Annotated in this window: 20 protein-coding genes and 1 tRNA gene; 7 read left to right on the forward strand and 14 right to left on the reverse strand. The window is 34.5% G+C overall.

All coding sequences use genetic code 11. The features are described from left to right. Positions 1 to 70: 70 nt before the first annotated feature. A complete protein-coding gene (locus tag M2372_RS14215; protein WP_123320697.1) occupies positions 71 to 628 on the reverse strand; it encodes a YMGG-like glycine zipper-containing protein in 558 nt (185 codons plus the stop codon). A 356-nt stretch (positions 629 to 984) separates the two neighbouring features. Between M2372_RS14215 and M2372_RS14220 the strand changes: the two genes are divergently transcribed. Continuing rightward, positions 985 to 1,431 (forward strand): hypothetical protein, encoded by a 447-nt coding sequence (locus M2372_RS14220; protein ID WP_115973635.1) that lies wholly within the window; start codon positions 985 to 987, stop codon positions 1,429 to 1,431. 523 nt (positions 1,432 to 1,954) lie between these two features. On the opposite strand, the gene M2372_RS14225 is transcribed toward M2372_RS14220, so the two are convergent. The 9 genes from M2372_RS14225 to thrA all read right to left on the reverse strand — a co-directional run bounded on the left by M2372_RS14225 (position 1,955) and on the right by thrA (position 10,381). Further along, positions 1,955 to 2,182, reverse strand: a complete 228-nt coding sequence (locus M2372_RS14225) for a glutathione synthase (RefSeq protein WP_123320696.1) — start codon at positions 2,180 to 2,182, stop codon at positions 1,955 to 1,957. Positions 2,183 to 2,699: 517 nt separating this feature from the next. Beyond that, positions 2,700 to 3,017, reverse strand: coding sequence for a helix-turn-helix domain-containing protein (locus tag M2372_RS14230; RefSeq protein WP_115973638.1), 318 nt, complete (start codon positions 3,015 to 3,017; stop codon positions 2,700 to 2,702). Between the two features lie 223 nt (positions 3,018 to 3,240). Further along, positions 3,241 to 3,311 (reverse strand) — tRNA-Cys (locus tag M2372_RS14235). 59 nt (positions 3,312 to 3,370) lie between these two features. Continuing rightward, a complete protein-coding gene (locus tag M2372_RS14240; protein ID WP_123320695.1) occupies positions 3,371 to 3,868 on the reverse strand; it encodes an RDD family protein in 498 nt (165 codons plus the stop codon). Between the two features lie 32 nt (positions 3,869 to 3,900). Continuing rightward, positions 3,901 to 5,265: a DUF4403 family protein gene (locus M2372_RS14245; RefSeq protein ID WP_123320694.1), complete on the reverse strand. Its 1,365-nt coding sequence runs from the start codon at positions 5,263 to 5,265 to the stop codon at positions 3,901 to 3,903. Positions 5,266 to 5,300: 35 nt separating this feature from the next. Continuing rightward, positions 5,301 to 5,669 (reverse strand): dihydroneopterin aldolase, encoded by a 369-nt coding sequence (gene folB / locus M2372_RS14250; RefSeq protein ID WP_115973643.1) that lies wholly within the window; start codon positions 5,667 to 5,669, stop codon positions 5,301 to 5,303. Positions 5,670 to 5,672: 3 nt separating this feature from the next. After that, positions 5,673 to 6,977, reverse strand: coding sequence for a threonine synthase (gene thrC / locus M2372_RS14255; RefSeq protein ID WP_123320693.1), 1,305 nt, complete (start codon positions 6,975 to 6,977; stop codon positions 5,673 to 5,675). A gap of 12 nt (positions 6,978 to 6,989) precedes the next feature. Continuing rightward, positions 6,990 to 7,919 (reverse strand): homoserine kinase, encoded by a 930-nt coding sequence (locus M2372_RS14260; RefSeq protein ID WP_123320692.1) that lies wholly within the window; start codon positions 7,917 to 7,919, stop codon positions 6,990 to 6,992. 11 nt (positions 7,920 to 7,930) lie between these two features. Then, entirely contained in the window at positions 7,931 to 10,381 is a 2,451-nt protein-coding gene (gene thrA / locus M2372_RS14265; protein WP_123320691.1) for a bifunctional aspartate kinase/homoserine dehydrogenase I, read from the reverse strand. A gap of 332 nt (positions 10,382 to 10,713) precedes the next feature. On the opposite strand from thrA, the gene M2372_RS14270 reads away from it, so the two are divergent. The 5 genes from M2372_RS14270 to M2372_RS25645 all read left to right on the forward strand — a co-directional run bounded on the left by M2372_RS14270 (position 10,714) and on the right by M2372_RS25645 (position 11,880). Then, on the forward strand, positions 10,714 to 10,908 hold the full coding sequence (locus M2372_RS14270) for a bacteriocin-like protein (protein WP_123320690.1): 195 nt from the start codon (positions 10,714 to 10,716) through the stop codon (positions 10,906 to 10,908). A gap of 68 nt (positions 10,909 to 10,976) precedes the next feature. Beyond that, positions 10,977 to 11,147: a bacteriocin-like protein gene (locus tag M2372_RS14275; protein WP_165852318.1), complete on the forward strand. Its 171-nt coding sequence runs from the start codon at positions 10,977 to 10,979 to the stop codon at positions 11,145 to 11,147. A 37-nt stretch (positions 11,148 to 11,184) separates the two neighbouring features. After that, complete coding sequence (locus tag M2372_RS14280; protein ID WP_148060805.1) at positions 11,185 to 11,382, forward strand: hypothetical protein; 198 nt, start codon at positions 11,185 to 11,187, stop codon at positions 11,380 to 11,382. Positions 11,383 to 11,435: 53 nt separating this feature from the next. Beyond that, complete coding sequence (locus tag M2372_RS14285; protein WP_115973648.1) at positions 11,436 to 11,648, forward strand: hypothetical protein; 213 nt, start codon at positions 11,436 to 11,438, stop codon at positions 11,646 to 11,648. 28 nt (positions 11,649 to 11,676) lie between these two features. Next, entirely contained in the window at positions 11,677 to 11,880 is a 204-nt protein-coding gene (locus M2372_RS25645) for a bacteriocin-like protein (RefSeq protein ID WP_123947439.1), read from the forward strand. Positions 11,881 to 11,945: 65 nt separating this feature from the next. Here M2372_RS25645 and nadA read toward each other — a convergent pair whose 3' ends face one another. The 3 genes from nadA to M2372_RS14300 form a co-directional block, all read right to left on the reverse strand. Next, positions 11,946 to 12,965, reverse strand: coding sequence for a quinolinate synthase NadA (gene nadA, locus M2372_RS14290; RefSeq protein WP_123320689.1), 1,020 nt, complete (start codon positions 12,963 to 12,965; stop codon positions 11,946 to 11,948). Between the two features lie 106 nt (positions 12,966 to 13,071). Then, on the reverse strand, positions 13,072 to 13,635 hold the full coding sequence (gene gmk, locus M2372_RS14295) for a guanylate kinase (RefSeq protein WP_123320688.1): 564 nt from the start codon (positions 13,633 to 13,635) through the stop codon (positions 13,072 to 13,074). A 69-nt stretch (positions 13,636 to 13,704) separates the two neighbouring features. Beyond that, the gene (locus M2372_RS14300; RefSeq protein ID WP_115973651.1) at positions 13,705 to 14,562 is read right to left on the reverse strand and encodes a YicC family protein; all 858 of its coding nucleotides are present in this window, start codon (positions 14,560 to 14,562) and stop codon (positions 13,705 to 13,707) included. Between the two features lie 95 nt (positions 14,563 to 14,657). On the opposite strand from M2372_RS14300, the gene miaA reads away from it, so the two are divergent. Next, the gene (gene miaA, locus M2372_RS14305; RefSeq protein WP_123320687.1) at positions 14,658 to 15,572 is read left to right on the forward strand and encodes a tRNA (adenosine(37)-N6)-dimethylallyltransferase MiaA; all 915 of its coding nucleotides are present in this window, start codon (positions 14,658 to 14,660) and stop codon (positions 15,570 to 15,572) included. A gap of 126 nt (positions 15,573 to 15,698) precedes the next feature. Here the strand turns inward: miaA and M2372_RS14310 are convergent, their stop codons facing one another. Then, a complete protein-coding gene (locus M2372_RS14310; protein ID WP_115973653.1) occupies positions 15,699 to 16,352 on the reverse strand; it encodes a hypothetical protein in 654 nt (217 codons plus the stop codon). Between the last annotated feature and the right edge of the window lie 16 nt (positions 16,353 to 16,368).

Consider the following 16,368-nt stretch of genomic DNA (forward strand, 5'->3'; position numbering starts at 1 on the left):
AACAGAATCAGTATCATAAAAAAAAGATTGCCTAAAAATAAGCAATCTTTATATTTTGTGGTGAAAAAATTTATCTTCGAGGCTGTACTCGTCCGTCTTTTCTGTCCTGAGATCTACCGATAGTATATCCTGTAGCTCCACCTACGACACCTCCGATCACAGCTCCAAGACCTCTGTTTTTCTTGGCAATGATGGCTCCGGCAGCAGCACCACCTACAGTTCCAATAATGGTTCCTTTTGCGGCTTTACTCATTCCTTTTTTCTGAGTAGTTCCCTGTGAAGCACTGCTTCCGTTATCTGCATATCCGCCATTGCTTCCGCCTCCTGAATTGGAGTTAGAGTTTCTGTCACGGTATACTGTTCTTGTTTCTCTTATAACTCTTGGTTTTGAATTATTTTCAGCAATAGCTTTCGCTTTTTTGGTTTCAGTAATACTATCAGCTTTTTTCTGAGCTTCGTATACCAGCTTTTCTTTTTCAATAGCCAGTTTCTGTCTTTCTATTTCAAGCTGTCTCGACTGGAATTCAAGCTTTTGCTCTTCCAACGATTTTTCAGCAACTTTATCATCTTTCTTGCAGGCCGTAAATAAGAAAACGGATAAAAAACCTGCTAATACTATCTTTTTCATAATTCAAATTTTAATAAGCTTAAGCCAAAACGGCTTTAGTTTTAGTTTTATTTCCAATTATGAAGCCAAAAATTAGTTAAAGAATGTTAAAGTTAATGTTGAAATAATTGAATTAATTCTAAATCCTAATACATTTCATCGTAATAAAGGGGATTTGTAAAATTTGAGCAAAGTATTTGTAAGGAGAATTAAAGTTTTAAAATTTGAAAATTATTCGTTATAAACGAGATTTATCATTGCTCCCTGGTTTGCTGAGGAATTTTTTATTAGAAGAAATTCGTAAAATATAGTTAATCCATAATTTTTGTTGATTTAATTTACGATGCTTATTTTTGAGTTACTAAATTACTTTCAATATGAAAAAATCAATTTTTACAGTAGCCGCTGTAGTAGGATTACTGGCTGTTACTACTTCGTTTTCTTCCACTGATGTTGTGGAATCTCCGTCTAAAGCTCGTACAGAAGTATCTGTGAAGGATACAAAAACAAAGACATATCCGGTTCGTTATGGATTGATCTCTATGAATGGAACGAAAATGCTTTCAGGTTCAGGATTTGATCTGGGAGGTTTTGTCGCCAAAAATACAGCTACGGGAGTGGATTATTTCACTGGCCAATACAATCACCGTGCGCTTCCACAATATTCTGAGGAAGATCTTCCGGAAGGAACTTATGAATTTTCAGGCATTCAGGGCCAGGGTGGCTGGGTAGGTTATGGAACAGTAATTGCTACTGTATCAGATGAAAATATAGATGATGACGGATACATTACGATATATGTTCCAATCACATGGGAAGAATAACTTTGTCAAAACAAAATATTTATCTACATTTACAAATCCTCTAATGAGGATTTTTTAATCGATAATATGGGTAATTAATAACTGTTAAATATACCGGAACGGGATATAGAAACAGTTTATACAATATTCTGTTTGGATTTTTCTGAATAGATTTTTTTCATCATTTGTGTTTTTTAGGCCTCCGAAAGGAGGCCTTTTCTTTTTTGTGGTGGTTGATGACTGTACTCATATATTTTTGGAGACGGTTCAGGTATCTTTGAGTAAACATTTTCTATTCCATATATCCTTATGATTAATTACAAGTTCCTCATTTCGGGGAACTTTTTATGTGTAAAAAGTAGAATAGGAAGTTGGGATTTACTTTCAGAACGTAATATTTGCAGGTTTTTTATGACTGTACGCATAAAATAGATAAAATGTAAGATCTAATTTTGAGTTAGAATTAAAAAGATTAATTTTTATTTCTGATATAAAATTTTTTTTCATCATTTGTGTTTTTTGAGGCCTCCACCCGGAGGCTTTTTTATTGATCAAAAAGGATTCTGCCATCAAAAGGATGATCCCAGACAACAAAGATGCTGTCATTTAATCTTCGAACCGGGGCTTGCAGCATTTCATACTCTCCATTTTCATTCAGTTTCTGTACAATAAGGTTTATTCCTTCACCTATTTCATTCGTCTTAAACTCAATCTGAAATTGCTTTTCATTGTTTTCAGCAAAATCTGTTTTTTTTAACTGTTTTTGTGACATGATATTAGATTTAGATATTATGTTAAATAATAGAATGAATTATGCCAAGTTGTAATTTTTTGTGCCTTTTCTGGATTATGCTGGATTTTTGAAGAATTTTTAAATTTCTTTAATTTTTATTTTTATACTTTTTTTCAATTATTAAATTGTTAATAATTGTAGATCTGGATTTGTATTGTTTGTGTTTAGTGGAGTTATTATTTGTATATATTTAAAGTTCAATTTGTTTTGAGTGTTTATTTTTTAATTTAATTTTCTCTGTTTATTAAATTAATTTTATTTTTTTTTCATAAAAAATAACTTTTGGCACGATTTTTCAATATACCAATGCAACTCATGTTTAATTTGAGTTTTCATGGTTATTAGTTTTTATCCTCGGAATTTCCGAGGATTTTTTTTGTTTGTATATGACAGTACTTATAAAAGATAGTATTGATGTTGATTTATCTTTGAGCAAGATCATTTTCTGTCCATCACTTTTTGTATTATTGAACAGGCTCTTTTTGATTGAAAGAGCTTAATGATTAATAATATTTTTTAATATTTCAATTTTTTCGAGCAATGCAATATTCTCTTTTTCCAGTTGGGAAATGTAAGTATGCATATTTTCCCCGGAGATTTCGTTGGAAGGATGTGACGTATAATCTGCTTCATAAATTTCTTCAACAGGAACATTGAAGAAGAGAGCTATCTTTTCCCATTCATTTTTCGTGATTTTTATATAGCCATTTTCTTTCCGGCTGTAATTGGAAACTTCTGTAGGAATGATATCTGCTACCTGTTGTTGAGAATAGCCTTTTTGTTTTCTGATGGCGCGTAGTTTTGCTTTTTTCATTGGATAGGCTTTATGCAAATGTGTAGAAAAAAGAGATACGGAGGTTATGGGTTTCCGTAATGTAGAGTGTAAGTATGAATAATCCGATCTATAGACTGTTGTTTCGTTAAGTCATTTTTTATCTTCAGCTTAGTTTTTCGGTTGGATTATTTTAAGATTGATAAGTAAAATATGGCAAAAAATATAATAAAAAAACCCTCTAAATAAAATTTAGAGGTTTTAGAGGTACCTAGCGGATTCGAACCGCTGTAGATGGTGTTGCAGACCACTGCCTAGCCGCTCGGCCAAAGTACCATGTCTTACCATTTTTGAGGTGTGCAAATATAGCTAAATTTCTATATAATCCAAAGTTTTTATGCAATTTCTTTCTTTCCCAGACCGTCAATTTCGCTTTTAGCCTGTTTTTCAGACTCATAATTTTTAATATTAATTACCCTTGTATCTGTCCAACTGTCATGCCATCCATTAACTCCGAAAAAAGAGAGTCCATCAAAGGGGACAAGTCTGGCAAGATTTCTATAAATAATTTGTTGGGTTGTTGGTTTTGTGGCATCAGTACTTATTACTTTGGTACCTGTAATATATTTTCCTACTGTTCTCCCGTTTAAAAAATTTTCCATCGAAAAGTAATAAATAAAACAGTTAATATTTCCGATGAGGAACTGCCACCATATAGCACTGTTACCGTAAAAGTAGAAATATTCAATATCAGTAAGGGCATAAAGAATATCAGAGATCATAGTTATGATAAGATTGAGAATGATTAGTATAAACAGATCAATAAGATTATTCAAAAACCTGATTCCCAGCGAAGCTTTATGATCTTCAACTATTTTTAAAAATTTTCTCATGGATGGTTATTAGTTTTTTAAATTTTAGAATTTTAGAATCCGTTGACAAGAAGCTTTAAAGTGGCATTAGTGTCAATGACTGCAGTGATTCCTGTATTGTTGAGAAGTATTTTACTTGGTTTAAGATTGAATACTTTTCCACTCATCTTTAATCCTTTATAATATTCTTTGTTGAAAGCGTCCTCAATGCTTTTTCTGGATGTTTCTTCAAGTTCCTGGGTTGGAATTCCGTATTCTTCTTCAATCATTTTTACAATTTTCCCCTGAAATAGGACAGAAGCTGTTTTTTGAAGAATATTCATTGTTTTAAGTTTGAACTTGGTATCCGATAAAACTATTTTTCTTTTGGCTTCATCATACACCGGAATTCCTGAAATAACAGCTGTTCCTTTGATGTAACCATCTGTTTGTGCTTCAATGACGATTCTGTTATCCAAACCATATACTCTGATATCTGTTACCTTTACTTTGGAATCCCTGATGTCGAATTCTTTATTTAAAAATGTTTTTCTGGCCATATTGCTGGCTTCTGTAAAAGGAATGTTAGCCGTAGTCTGTAAAACAAATTTATCTGCAACAGTGGGAGAGAAATTGAAATTACTTGCTGAAGTTATAGATGGAGAGGTAGCCGGTTTACTTCCGGTAAAAGTTTCTGAGAAAATATCAATTCCAAGAGTTGCATTGATCTGATTTCCGTAGAATTTTAGCGGGGTTATATTAACGCCTACCGGACTTACTTTCAGCCAGGTATTATATTCTTCAGAAATATTGAATGGCTGTGCAAATGTATTCCAGGCCATAACGGCATATTGCTGAAAATTCAGTTGGGTTGCCATTTGCTGATCTATGGTTTTGCAAAATTTTAGCTGTTGCTCCTTCAGGCTTTTTTCAACAATAGGAGTGATAGGAATCTGTATTCTGCCATAATCCAGAACTGGTTTTGTTACCCATCTGAAACCGTTAGGCTGAGTGTTGGTGGTAATGGTCCAATTGTTTTTAAAACTAACAGTTGTATTAAAGGACATTACCGTTTCAAAAGTGGTATTCTGGTAAGAATAAACTCCCAGGGTTCCGATTCCTTTTTCTGCCCAGATTTTTAAAGGAACTTCAATCAGGAGGTTTTGGCTGGTTCCTCCTACCAGACGGATAGGTCTGGTTTTCCAGACTTTAACTTTAAACTGGTCATTATTGTTATCTGTATAAGAATCGTCTTGATAGATAAGATCTTTTACAGAAGCGTTTACCATATTGCTGAGTTCTGTAAGCGGGATCGTTACCGGCATGGTAATGCTGGATCTGATCTTCGGAAAGTTATAACTGGCTAATTGATTATCAACACTTCCCTGACCGAAAGCATTGATGAATGCTACTAAAAATAATATTTTAATGAGTTTCAATTTTGTATTTTTTTAATGAAATAAAAATAAGAATTTTAATTTTCCGGCTTAAAACTTTTTTCAAGCTCAATGCCTGCTCCTTTCATTTCTCCCTGCATAGGCGGTGCTGTTTTGGTAAGTTTAAGCCTGATATAGCTGATCTGTGGAAAATGGTCATGAATTTTTGAGATAATTCTTCCAGCCACATGTTCCAGAAGCTTGGATTTTATCTTCATTTCCTGATGAATAATATCATTAATATCGGCATAGCTTATGGTGTCATTCAGATCATCAGATTCTGAGGCTTTCCACAGATCGGTATGAAATTCTGCATTTAAAATATAATAAGTCCCAATAATATTTTCTTCCGGCAAAACCCCGTGATAGGCATATATTTTTACATCTTCAAGATATATTTTACTCATTGTTTAATTTTTGTCAAGCAAAAATCGCTTTAATTCTTCAAAATCTGAATTTATTTCTACAGTTTTTTTGTCCTTTTTCATCAGGTCATTCAGAGACTGGGGAATTTCAATTTTAGTTTTGATTGCAGCTTCTACTGCATCAGGAAATTTAACAGGATGTGCTGTTCCGAGAATGAACCCTTTTTTACCCGGATTTTCCTGAAGGTATTGTTGCAGTGAAGCAAAGGCTACGGCGCTATGGGGATCCAGAATATAATGGTACTTAGTATAAGTTTCTGTAATAGTTTGCATCGTTTTTTGGTCACCAATAGAATAGCCCGATATTTTATTTTTTAAAAGGTCAAATTCATTGTTAAAGAGTTCAAGGATTCTGACAAAATTACTGGGATCCCCCACATCCATAGCATTGGATAGGGTTGCAATTGCTTTTTTAGGATTGAATTTTTTAGTTTTTAAATATTCAGGAATTACGTCGTTAGCATTACAGGCTGCAATAAAATGGTCGGCAGGAAGACCACGGAGATGTGCTAAAATTCCTGCGCAGATATTTCCGAAATTCCCACTTGGAACACAGATAACAGGTGCTTTCTTTTCTATCTTTTGCCATTGTTTTAAGGCTAGCAGATAATAAATCTGCTGGGGAAGCCATCTTGCAATATTGATGGAATTGGCAGAAGTCAGAAATAATTGACTGTTGATTTCCTCATTTGCAAAGGCCTGCTTTACCAGACTTTGGCAGTCATCAAAACTCCCATTGACTTCCAGGGCATAAATATTTTTTCCTAATGCTGTAAGCTGTTTTTCCTGAACAGGACTTATTCTGTTTTTAGGATAAAGAATAACGACATCAATTCCAGGGATATCATAGAATCCATGGGCAACAGCTCCACCGGTATCTCCTGAAGTAGCGACCAAAACAGTAACTTTTTTCTTCTTATCTTCTAAAAAATAAGACAGACATCTGCTCATAAATCCTGCGCCAATATCTTTGAATGCCAGGGTAGGACCATGAAAAAGCTCAAGCACTGAGATGTCATCATTTATTTTTTTTAAAGGAATTTCAAAACTTATGGTTTCTGCAACGATCTTTCTTAGTATTTCTGAAGGAATTTCATCTCCGGTAAAATCTTTCATGCATTGATAAGCAATTTCTTCATCAGAATATTGATGAAGATTCTGAATGAATTCTTCTTTGAAATACGGAATATTTCCGGGAAAGAATAATCCTTTATTTTTCCCCTGTCCTTTTATGGTTGCAGTTCTGAAATCAACGTTTTCCTGACTGTCTTTTAAATTATAATATTTCATCTGTTTTTTATTCTAATTTGGTTCTTCAACGATTTCAATTCCTACCGGATTTATTTTGGAAACATAGATGAGGTTGTCTATTTGGATTTCGTCATACATTGCTTTCATCATACCGGCAATTTTTTCAGCTGTTTCTTTTTCTTCTGTAAGCATAAAAATGGAGGGTCCAGACCCTGAAATTCCTCCTCCCAGGGCTCCGATCTGAAGGCTTTTCGACTTAATTTCATCAAATCTCGGAATTAAGATACTCCGCACAGGTTCTACGATGACATCGTTGAGACTTCTGCCGATCAGTGAAAAATCATTTTTCTGAATACCGGCTACGAGACCAGCAATGTTTCCCCATTGTTCAACGGCACTTTTTAAGGTGATGGTTTTCTTTAAGATCTGCCTTGAATCGGAAGTTTTAACTTCCACCTGAGGATGTACCGCAGCAACAAATAAATCAGGTGCATTCAATGGAATGATATCAATCGGGTTTGTAGATTTTACCAATGTGATCCCACCATAGATGCAAGGGGCAATATTGTCTGCATGACGAACACCTGAGGCGAGTTCTTCTCCAAACATTGCAAAATGGATCATTTCATCTTTTGACATGATATTTCCTAATACAATATTGGCTCCCAAGGCGGCTCCGGCGGCGCTAGCCGCACTGGAGCCGAGCCCGCTTCCAGGTTTTATATTTTTGTGAATAATGACCTCAAAACCATTTTTTAAATTGAAATGTTCCTGAATTTTTAAAAGCACAATTCCTGCAACATTTTTAAAGGGTTCTTCAGGAAGTCCAAACGGATCTGTATGTCTGATAATGATTTCATGAGTTTCTAATAACCGGATTTCCATTTCATCATAAGGTTCATATACTGCCATGCCCAGGATGTCAAATCCACATACAAGATTGGCTACGGTAGCCGGAATTTTTAATTTTATTTTTTTCATATTTTTTGTTTTTAAACTGAACGGATAATGTCTGCGAAAATACCACTGGCTGTTACTTCAGCGCCTGCACCAGCACCTTTGATAACCAAGGGCTGTTCGGAATATCTTAAGGTTTTAAAAATAACAATATTGTCTTTTCCATAAAGATGAAACAGATCACTTCCAGGAGCCACATGCTGTAACCCTACTTTAGCTTTTCCATCCTTAAACTCTGCTGTATATTTCAGAATTTTTCCTTCTTTCTGTGCATTATCAAACAGAGATTTAAAATGATTTTCATATTCTGTGAGTTTTTCATAGAACTGTTCTACATTTCCTTCCATACAGGCCTCAGGAAGGAATCCTATATTTTCAATCTCCTCAAACTGTAATGGATACCCAGCTTCTCTGGCAAGGATCAAAATTTTTCTGGCCACATCGGTTCCTGAAAGATCGAGTCTTGGATCCGGTTCTGTATATCCTTCTTTCTGTGCCTGGGCTACTACTTCAGAAAATGTTCTGCTTCCGTCATAAGCATTAAAAACAAAATTTAATGTTCCGCTAAGAACAGCTTCAATGGAAGTTATTTTATCCCCACTTTTAATGAGATCATTGATGGTGCCTATTACCGGAAGTCCTGCTCCTACATTGGTCTCAAAATGGAAACTGCAACTGTGGTTTCTTGCCGTATTCTTTAATGTTGTATACTTTTCAAAATCTGATGAAGCGGCAATTTTATTGCAGGCAACAATATTGATGCTCCTTTTTAATAGACTCTCATATACTTCTGGGATTTCAGAACTTGCTGTTATATCTACAAAAACCGAGTTTCTTAAATTGCGGATTATGATTTCTTCAGCAAATCTCTGAGCGGAGGCTTCAGTTCCTGACTCATTCCAACTGATATATTCTTCTTTAGAAATACCTTTGTCTGCAAAGATCATTTTCCGGCTGTTGGAAAGGCCGGCAATTCTTAAATTGATGAAATGATTTTCCCGCAGATATTGATTTTGGTCATAGATCTGCTGGATGAGTTTAGTACCTACGTTTCCGGTTCCGCAGATATAAAGATGTATCTGTTTTATTTCGGATTCAAAAAAATCTTCATGAAGAACATTGACTGCTTTTTTGGCATCTTTTTCAGCAATGACAACACTGATGTTTCTTTCTGATGAACCTTGTGCAATTGTTCTTATATTGATGCCGTTATTCCCCAGACATCCAAACATTTTGGCACTTACACCACTTCTGCTTTTCATTTTTTCACCCACTAAGGCTACAATAGAAAGTCCGGTTTCAATAGTGACAGGTGCTATTCTTTTTAAATTAATATCATCCGCAAAGGAAACATTAATTGTACTTTCAGCGGCTGCTATATCTTTCTCATGAATAGCTATGGTAATGGAATGTTCCGAAGATCCCTGAGTAATCAGAATAACGTTTATTTTTTCCTGACTCAGACATTGAAACAGTTTGGCCGAAATTCCGGGAATTCCTACCATTCCACTACCTTCCAAAGTGAGAAGTGCAATATTACCCATATTTGAAATCCCTACAGCGACCTCCTGTTTTTCGTTTTCTGAAATATTCAGATTATGGGTAACCAGTGTTCCCTGTGCTTCCGGATCAAATGTGTTTTTGATTTTAAGATTAATATTTCTAACCATCACTGGCTGAATTGATGGTGGATAAATGACTTTCGCTCCGAAATGAGAAAGCTCCATGGCTTCATGGTAGGAAATTTCTGCAATAGGTTTTGCATGGGAAGCCAGACGGGGATCTGCAGTCATCATTCCGCTCACATCTGTCCATATCTGAAGTTCTTCAGCATGAATAGCAGCAGCAATAATAGCAGCAGTATAATCTGATCCTCCACGTCCTAATGTTGTCATGTGGCCATTTTCATCATGAGCTGTAAAGCCTGGTCCTATGATGACCTGATGCTGATGCTGACTGAAATAATTTTTAAAGTTATTTTCGGTGATGTTGAAATTTACTTTTGCATTGGTAAAATTGCTGTCAGTTATAATGAGTTCGGAAGTATTCATCCATAAACAGTCTAATCCCTGATGCTGGAGTCTGGCTGCAATAATGCTTGAGGACAGAAATTCTCCATAGGCTGCAATTCTGTCTTTGATTTTTGGAGTAAGCTCACCAAGAACGAAAACTCCGTTGTAAAGATCTTCGAGATCATTAAATTGTTTTTTCACAAAGCTCAATAAAGAACTTTGTTCTAAGACCGGGATAAGTTCCTTGACAAGATTCAGATGTTTTTCTTCTGCTTTTTTAAGAAGTGACTGATAGTCGTTATTTTTAACGGAAGCACTGTCTGCAGCCTGAATAAGAAGGTCTGTTACTCCATGAAGTGCGGATACTATAACTACAACATTGTCTTGTGAAGATTCCTTTTTCACAATGTTTTCTACCAACTGGATATTCTGAGAATTGGCGACTGATGTTCCGCCGAATTTTAAAATTTTCATCAATTATTGATTTGAGGTTAGATAAAACGAAAGAGTTACTCTTTATAAAAGAGTACAGGGTACTGGAATAATATGTGAAAATTTACCCCTTTATGGGGTAGTTGTTGTAGTTGTGAATGTGGAAACAGCAGATACTCCTGAAATGGGTGACTTCAGGATAGAAATATCAGATATGTTTCTTGAAAAATTCATTGTAACAGAACAAATGTACAAATTATTTTGGAATGGCCAACTTTTATTACAAATAAAATGATAAATCCTTTTGTTGAGAAATATTTTGTGTAATTGATTAAAAATCTTATATTTATGATATTAACTAAAATAAAAATCCTATGAAAAATTCAAAAAAAATTAAGAGAGAAAATTTAAAATCAATTAATGGAGGAGGACCTGGTGATTGCTATGAAAATTGTCCTGTGGGGCCTTATGGTCCAAATGATGTAAGATCATGTGAGAACTTTAATAGCTTACCTGAATGTTGTAAAGGAAGGGTAATTGTAAGCAGTGAATGCTTTGGGCCTTATTAATCTTTTTTAATAGAATAAAATTATTATACAACAGTATTTTCTACTTATTATTTTAAAATTAAAACATTATGAAAACAATTAAAAAATTAACACGAGAGCAAAAGAAAAGTATCAGTGGTGGTGCAACACAAATTCAAATTGATGCTTGTGGCAGTGAGCAGCTTGTCTGTTTTATGGGAGGAGGTAAATGGGGATGTTGGCTAAAGCCGGGTGGGAAATGTTATGCTCCAATGCTGTAACTTGAATCAGATTACAATCATTCAAAATTTTTATAGTATGAAAAAATTATCAAGATTCAGTCTTAAAAGTATTGAAGGGGCCAATGCATCTATTTGTAAGGGATGTCCTAGCCATGTTATGTATGGACCGGGGCCAGAATATGGTGGAACATGTGAAAATTATTTTACACTACCTGATTATTGCAGAAACAGAAACTGTGTAGGAGTAAGTATTTACTGTTTTGGGGATAGGTAATAGAAATAATTATAATATTTTTTTTAAAATACTAATTAATAATAAACTTAAACATGAAAAAACTATCAAGAACAAAACTGAAAAATATCAAAGGTAAGGAACAGCAGGGATGTAGTGGTTGTCCTACAGGCGGAAATTATGGTGATGGGCCTGAGTACACGAATAGTTGCTGGAGCTATTGGGCATTATCTCCGAACTGCAGAAACTGTGTAGACGTAAGTGCAGATTGCTACGGCCCGGATTATTCGGACTATTATAGCAAATAAGTATATTAACATCAAAAATTAAACTACTATGAAAAATCTAAAGAAATTAAACAGAAAAGCACTAGAAGAATTGCACGGAGCAGGTCCATCAAGATGCGGTGGGTGCCCACAAAATGCTACTTTTGGAAATGGGCCTAATGATTATTCGTGCGCTACTTACCAAGCACTTCCCACTTATTGTAAAATGTGTGTGATTGTCAGCAGTGATTGCATGGATGGTGGAGTATCTTAAAGAACCTCTAAGGAGTTTTGAAATAAAAAAAGAGGCTATCTCACTTTTGAGACAGCCTCTTTTGTTTACTTTATGCTTTTAGAAAGATCAAGCATCGCCTCAATTGGCTTCAATGCTTTTAATCTTAATTCTTCGTCGATAAGAATTTCAGGAAGCTCGTATTTCATACATAAATACAGTTTTTCCATGGTGTTACGTTTCATGTAAAAACATTCTGAACAGTTACAACTCTCGTCAAAAACCAATGCAGGAATCAATTCCTTGTGTGGTGCACGTTTTCTCATTTCGTGAAGAATTCCTTCTTCTGTTGCAATGATGAATGTCTGACAATCGTCTTTTTCTACATAGTTCAATAGGGCAGAAGTAGAACCAATGAAGTGGGCTAATTTTAGAACAGCTTCTTCACTTTCCGGGTGTGCAATCATTTTTGCATCCGGATTGTCTGCAAGTTGTTTTGCAATTCTTTCCATTGAAAATGCTTCATGTACTATGCAGCTTCCGTCCCAAAGGATCATATCACGACCTGTCTTTTTAGATAGATATCTTCCCAGATTTTTATCTGGTGCGAAAATAATAGGTCTGTCTTTTGGAAGGGCTTCAATCACTGTTTCAGCATTGGAGCTTGTTACGATGATATCACTTTCTGCCTTAGTTTCAGCATTACAGTTAATGTATGTTGCAATTAAGGCATCAGGATGTTGCTCACGCATTTTTCTCAATCCTTCTCCTGAACATCCGTCTGCCAGAGAGCATCCGGCCATGGTATCAGGAAGAACTACTTTTTTAGTTGGGTTAAGAATTTTTGCGGCTTCAGCCATGAAATGTACTCCGCAGAATACAATCATATCAGCATTGGTTTCTTTTGCCTGTCTTGCCAACTGCAAAGAATCTCCAAGGAAATCAGCGATATCCTGAATTGCTCCCGGTTGATAATAATGGGCAAGGATGACAGCATTTTTCTCTTCCTTAAGTTTCAGAATGGCTTTTACCAAGTCTTCTCCCTGAGGAATCGCAATATCTTTTATATCCAGGAATCCTTTTACAGGAATCGCAGATTTAGCTTTTTCTAATGTTTCGGTACTCATATCAACTTCAATGTTTTTTATTATCAGAAGTTAGAGGTTAGAAATGAGAAGTTAGATTTTGATGAAAGCATATTACTTACATCCTCTGACCTCCATCTTCCAGCCATTAATTATTGATAAAACTTTTTATTAAACTTTCTATTTCTTTTTTAGCTTCATCAAGATCGGAATTGATGACGATCCTGTCAAATTCGCTGGCATAAGACATTTCTTCTTCAGCCTTTTCCACGCGGGTGTTAATGGTTTCAGCATCATCCGTATTTCTTGAAATCAATCTTCGTTCCAGTTCTTCAATGGAAGGCGGTTCTATAAAAATAGATAAAGCCTTTTCTCCGAAGTATTTTTTCAGGGAAATTCCTCCTTTTACGTCTACATCAAAAATAACAACTTTTCCCTGATTCCAGATCTTTTCCACTTCAGATTTTAAAGTTCCATAATATTTATCAGTGTATACTTCTTCATATTCTACAAAAGCATCTTCTGAAATTTTCTGTCTGAATTCATCAGGCGATAAAAAATGATAGTCCACAGCATGTACTTCACTTCCTCTAGGTTGTCTCGTAGTACATGAGATTGAAAATTCCAGTTCCGGGAAAGTTTCCAGGGAATGCTTTACCAATGTAGTTTTTCCGCTTCCAGACGGTGCTGAAAATATAATTACTTTATCCATTCAGATTAGAGATTTTTAGATTGGAGATATGAGATTTTGTCTCATATTTCTTGTCTATAGGTCTATGGTCTATAATACGTTTAACGTTTGTTCTTTAATTTTCTCCAAATCATCCTTCATCATCACTACCAGTTTCTGAATTTCAGCATGATTGGCCTTGGAACCTAATGTATTGATCTCTCTTCCGATTTCCTGAGAAATAAAGCCCAGTTTTTTACCGTTGAAAGATTCATTGTCCATTACTTCCTTGTAATATTTCAAATGCTGAGTAAGTCTTACTTTTTCTTCTGAAATATCCAGTTTTTCCGTGAAATAAGCCATTTCCTGGTAGAAACGGGTTTCGTCTACATTTTCGAATTCTTTCAGAGTCTTTTGATAACGTTCTTTTACACTTACGATTCTTTCTTCTTCAAAAGGAATCACTTCGCCCAGATACTGTTCAATATTCTGAATATTTCTGTTTAATTCTTCATGTAAAATACCGCCTTCAGTTTTTCTGAACTCTTCAAATCTATCAACTGCAGCATGAACGATTTTCGCTAATGCTTCCCATTCACCTTCTGTCAGTTCATCAGGTCTTGAGGAGATGGCATCCGGAAGCCTTACTGCCATTTTCAGGTATTCGAAATCAGGACCATCTGATGCAATATTTTTAAATTCATTAATGTATGAATCAATTAAACCTTTATTGATTTTTACATCATTAGATTCTTCAAGGTTTTCAAGATTGACATAACAGTCAACTTTTCCACGGATAATTCTATCGTTAAGAATTTTTCTGATCTCAAATTCTTTTTCTTTGTAACGTAAAGGAATTTTGATATTTAAATCAAAGCTCTTGCTGTTCAGTGATTTAATATCTATTGTTATTTTTTTTCCTTCAAAAACACCTTCGGCTCTACCGAAGCCAGTCATTGATAAAATCATAGTTTTTTATTGTTCTACAAAGATAAACATTTAAATTAGCACAGTGAAATCTGTAAAAGATTCTATTTTACTGATAAAATAATGTATGTGAACTGATGAAAAATCTGATTTCTGTAGTAGGACCCACCGGAATAGGCAAAACAAAACTGGCAATTGATCTGGCGAAACATTTCAATACCGAGATTATTTCCTGTGATTCCCGGCAGTTTTTCAAGGAGATGAAAATAGGAACTGCAGCCCCCTCTGAAGAAGAATTGGCTGAAGCACCTCATCATTTTATCGGAAATCTTTCAGTAGAAGAATACTATTCTATCGGGCAATATGAAGAAGATGCTCTGAAAAAACTTAATGAACTTTTTCAAAATCATGACACCGTAATTTTGGTTGGTGGAAGTATGATGTATGAAAAAGCTGTGATTGAAGGGCTGAATGATCTGCCTGAAGCTGATGTTGAAAATCAGGAAAAGCTTCAGAAACTTATGGAAGAGGAGGGAGTTGAAAAGCTTCAGCAAATTTTAAAAGAGTTAGATCCTGAGTATTTTGAAGTAGTGGATATTCACAATCACCGAAGACTTTTACGTGCCATTGATGTGATCTGGCAAACGGATAAAAAATATTCTGAACAGATTGCTGTTTCCCAGGATTCCAGAGATTTCAACGTGATAAGAATAGGAATTGAAGCTCCAAGAGAAGAGTTGTACGACAGAATCAATCGCAGGGTTGATATTATGATCGAAAAAGGTCTTTTGGATGAGGTGAAAGGTTTAGAGAGATTCAAAGGATTGACAGCTCTGAATACAGTTGGCTATGCTGAACTATTCAAATATTTTGATGGCGAATGGGATTTTGATTTTGCCGTTTCTGAAATTAAAAAAAATAGCCGAAGATATGCTAAACGTCAATTGACATGGTATAGAAAGGCAGATGATATTCATTATTTACAAATAGGATATTCTCAGGAGAATTATAATGATTTGATTCTTTGGATTACAGATAAATTTCAGAATTGATTTTTTGAACGTTAAGGTTTATTAATGTGGCAAGCAGGCTAAGATGACCCTCACTTTAAGGAAGAATATTTTAAAAACTATTCTTAATGAAACTGATTTTTTAAATTATCTTAATGGTTTAGATAATTATAATAACTCCAATAAAGGATGGCCAAAAGTCATTTCATTATTTGTTAAATTAAAGGTATAAATATCGTGTTTTTCAGCTCTTTTTCCACCAGTAAAATTGAATAGTGATTCATTCATTCCAATATCTAAATTTACATAATGAATGGAATTGTCAATTAATTTTTTTTGAACTAAATTATCTTCAATAACATTGTTGTCATTGTGGCTCTCGTTTAAAATGGGATTAAAAAGTTTAATATATAGCCTTTCAAGTAGTCTGACTGAAGTTTTACTGTTTAAGTCTTTTATTTCATTAAAAATCTCCATTGGATTATTATAAAATGTATTTAATCCCAAATAAGAAAAACGAATATGTAAAAAATATACTACAAGTTTATCTTTGGGTTCTTTGAGAGTTGTTGCTTTTAATATTTTTTCATGCCGATAAAATCGGTTTTCTTTATCAAATGTTTCGCCTACATATAAAACTTCTGGTTTTGAAAATCGGTTAAAAAGGAATCCTTTTGATCTTAATCTACAAACAAAGTAAATTCTTGATGAAGCAATGATTTCATTCGTTTTATCATATAAATCCATAAATTCTTTATCAATTACTTTTTCATAGGGAAGCATGTAAGCATTTTGAATTTTGTAAGAAATTGTATCATTCATATATGACTAATTTTGG

The organism is Chryseobacterium sp. BIGb0232 (assembly GCF_024810195.1).
In the GTDB taxonomy this organism is placed as follows: Bacteria; Bacteroidota; Bacteroidia; order Flavobacteriales; family Weeksellaceae; genus Chryseobacterium; species Chryseobacterium pennae.

Bases quoted from the DNA above. Each gene is read 5' to 3' on its own strand.
- folB (WP_115973643.1), bottom strand. From the start codon at position 5,669: ATGAGTAAAATATATCTTGAAGATGTAAAAATATATGCCTATCACGGG.
- M2372_RS14260 (WP_123320692.1), bottom strand. From the start codon at position 7,919: ATGAAAAAAATAAAATTAAAAATTCCGGCTACCGTAGCCAATCTTGTA.
- M2372_RS14220 (WP_115973635.1), top strand. From the start codon at position 985: ATGAAAAAATCAATTTTTACAGTAGCCGCTGTAGTAGGATTACTGGCT.
- M2372_RS14310 (WP_115973653.1), bottom strand. From the start codon at position 16,352: ATGAATGATACAATTTCTTACAAAATTCAAAATGCTTACATGCTTCCC.
- miaA (WP_123320687.1), top strand. From the start codon at position 14,658: ATGAAAAATCTGATTTCTGTAGTAGGACCCACCGGAATAGGCAAAACA.
- M2372_RS14240 (WP_123320695.1), bottom strand. From the start codon at position 3,868: ATGAGAAAATTTTTAAAAATAGTTGAAGATCATAAAGCTTCGCTGGGA.
- M2372_RS14215 (WP_123320697.1), bottom strand. From the start codon at position 628: ATGAAAAAGATAGTATTAGCAGGTTTTTTATCCGTTTTCTTATTTACG.
- M2372_RS14270 (WP_123320690.1), top strand. From the start codon at position 10,714: ATGAAAAATTCAAAAAAAATTAAGAGAGAAAATTTAAAATCAATTAAT.
- thrA (WP_123320691.1), bottom strand. From the start codon at position 10,381: ATGAAAATTTTAAAATTCGGCGGAACATCAGTCGCCAATTCTCAGAAT.
- thrC (WP_123320693.1), bottom strand. From the start codon at position 6,977: ATGAAATATTATAATTTAAAAGACAGTCAGGAAAACGTTGATTTCAGA.
- M2372_RS14225 (WP_123320696.1), bottom strand. From the start codon at position 2,182: ATGTCACAAAAACAGTTAAAAAAAACAGATTTTGCTGAAAACAATGAA.
- M2372_RS14275 (WP_165852318.1), top strand. From the start codon at position 10,977: ATGAAAACAATTAAAAAATTAACACGAGAGCAAAAGAAAAGTATCAGT.
- M2372_RS14280 (WP_148060805.1), top strand. From the start codon at position 11,185: ATGAAAAAATTATCAAGATTCAGTCTTAAAAGTATTGAAGGGGCCAAT.
- M2372_RS14300 (WP_115973651.1), bottom strand. From the start codon at position 14,562: ATGATTTTATCAATGACTGGCTTCGGTAGAGCCGAAGGTGTTTTTGAA.
- gmk (WP_123320688.1), bottom strand. From the start codon at position 13,635: ATGGATAAAGTAATTATATTTTCAGCACCGTCTGGAAGCGGAAAAACT.
- nadA (WP_123320689.1), bottom strand. From the start codon at position 12,965: ATGAGTACCGAAACATTAGAAAAAGCTAAATCTGCGATTCCTGTAAAA.
- M2372_RS14285 (WP_115973648.1), top strand. From the start codon at position 11,436: ATGAAAAAACTATCAAGAACAAAACTGAAAAATATCAAAGGTAAGGAA.
- M2372_RS14230 (WP_115973638.1), bottom strand. From the start codon at position 3,017: ATGAAAAAAGCAAAACTACGCGCCATCAGAAAACAAAAAGGCTATTCT.
- M2372_RS25645 (WP_123947439.1), top strand. From the start codon at position 11,677: ATGAAAAATCTAAAGAAATTAAACAGAAAAGCACTAGAAGAATTGCAC.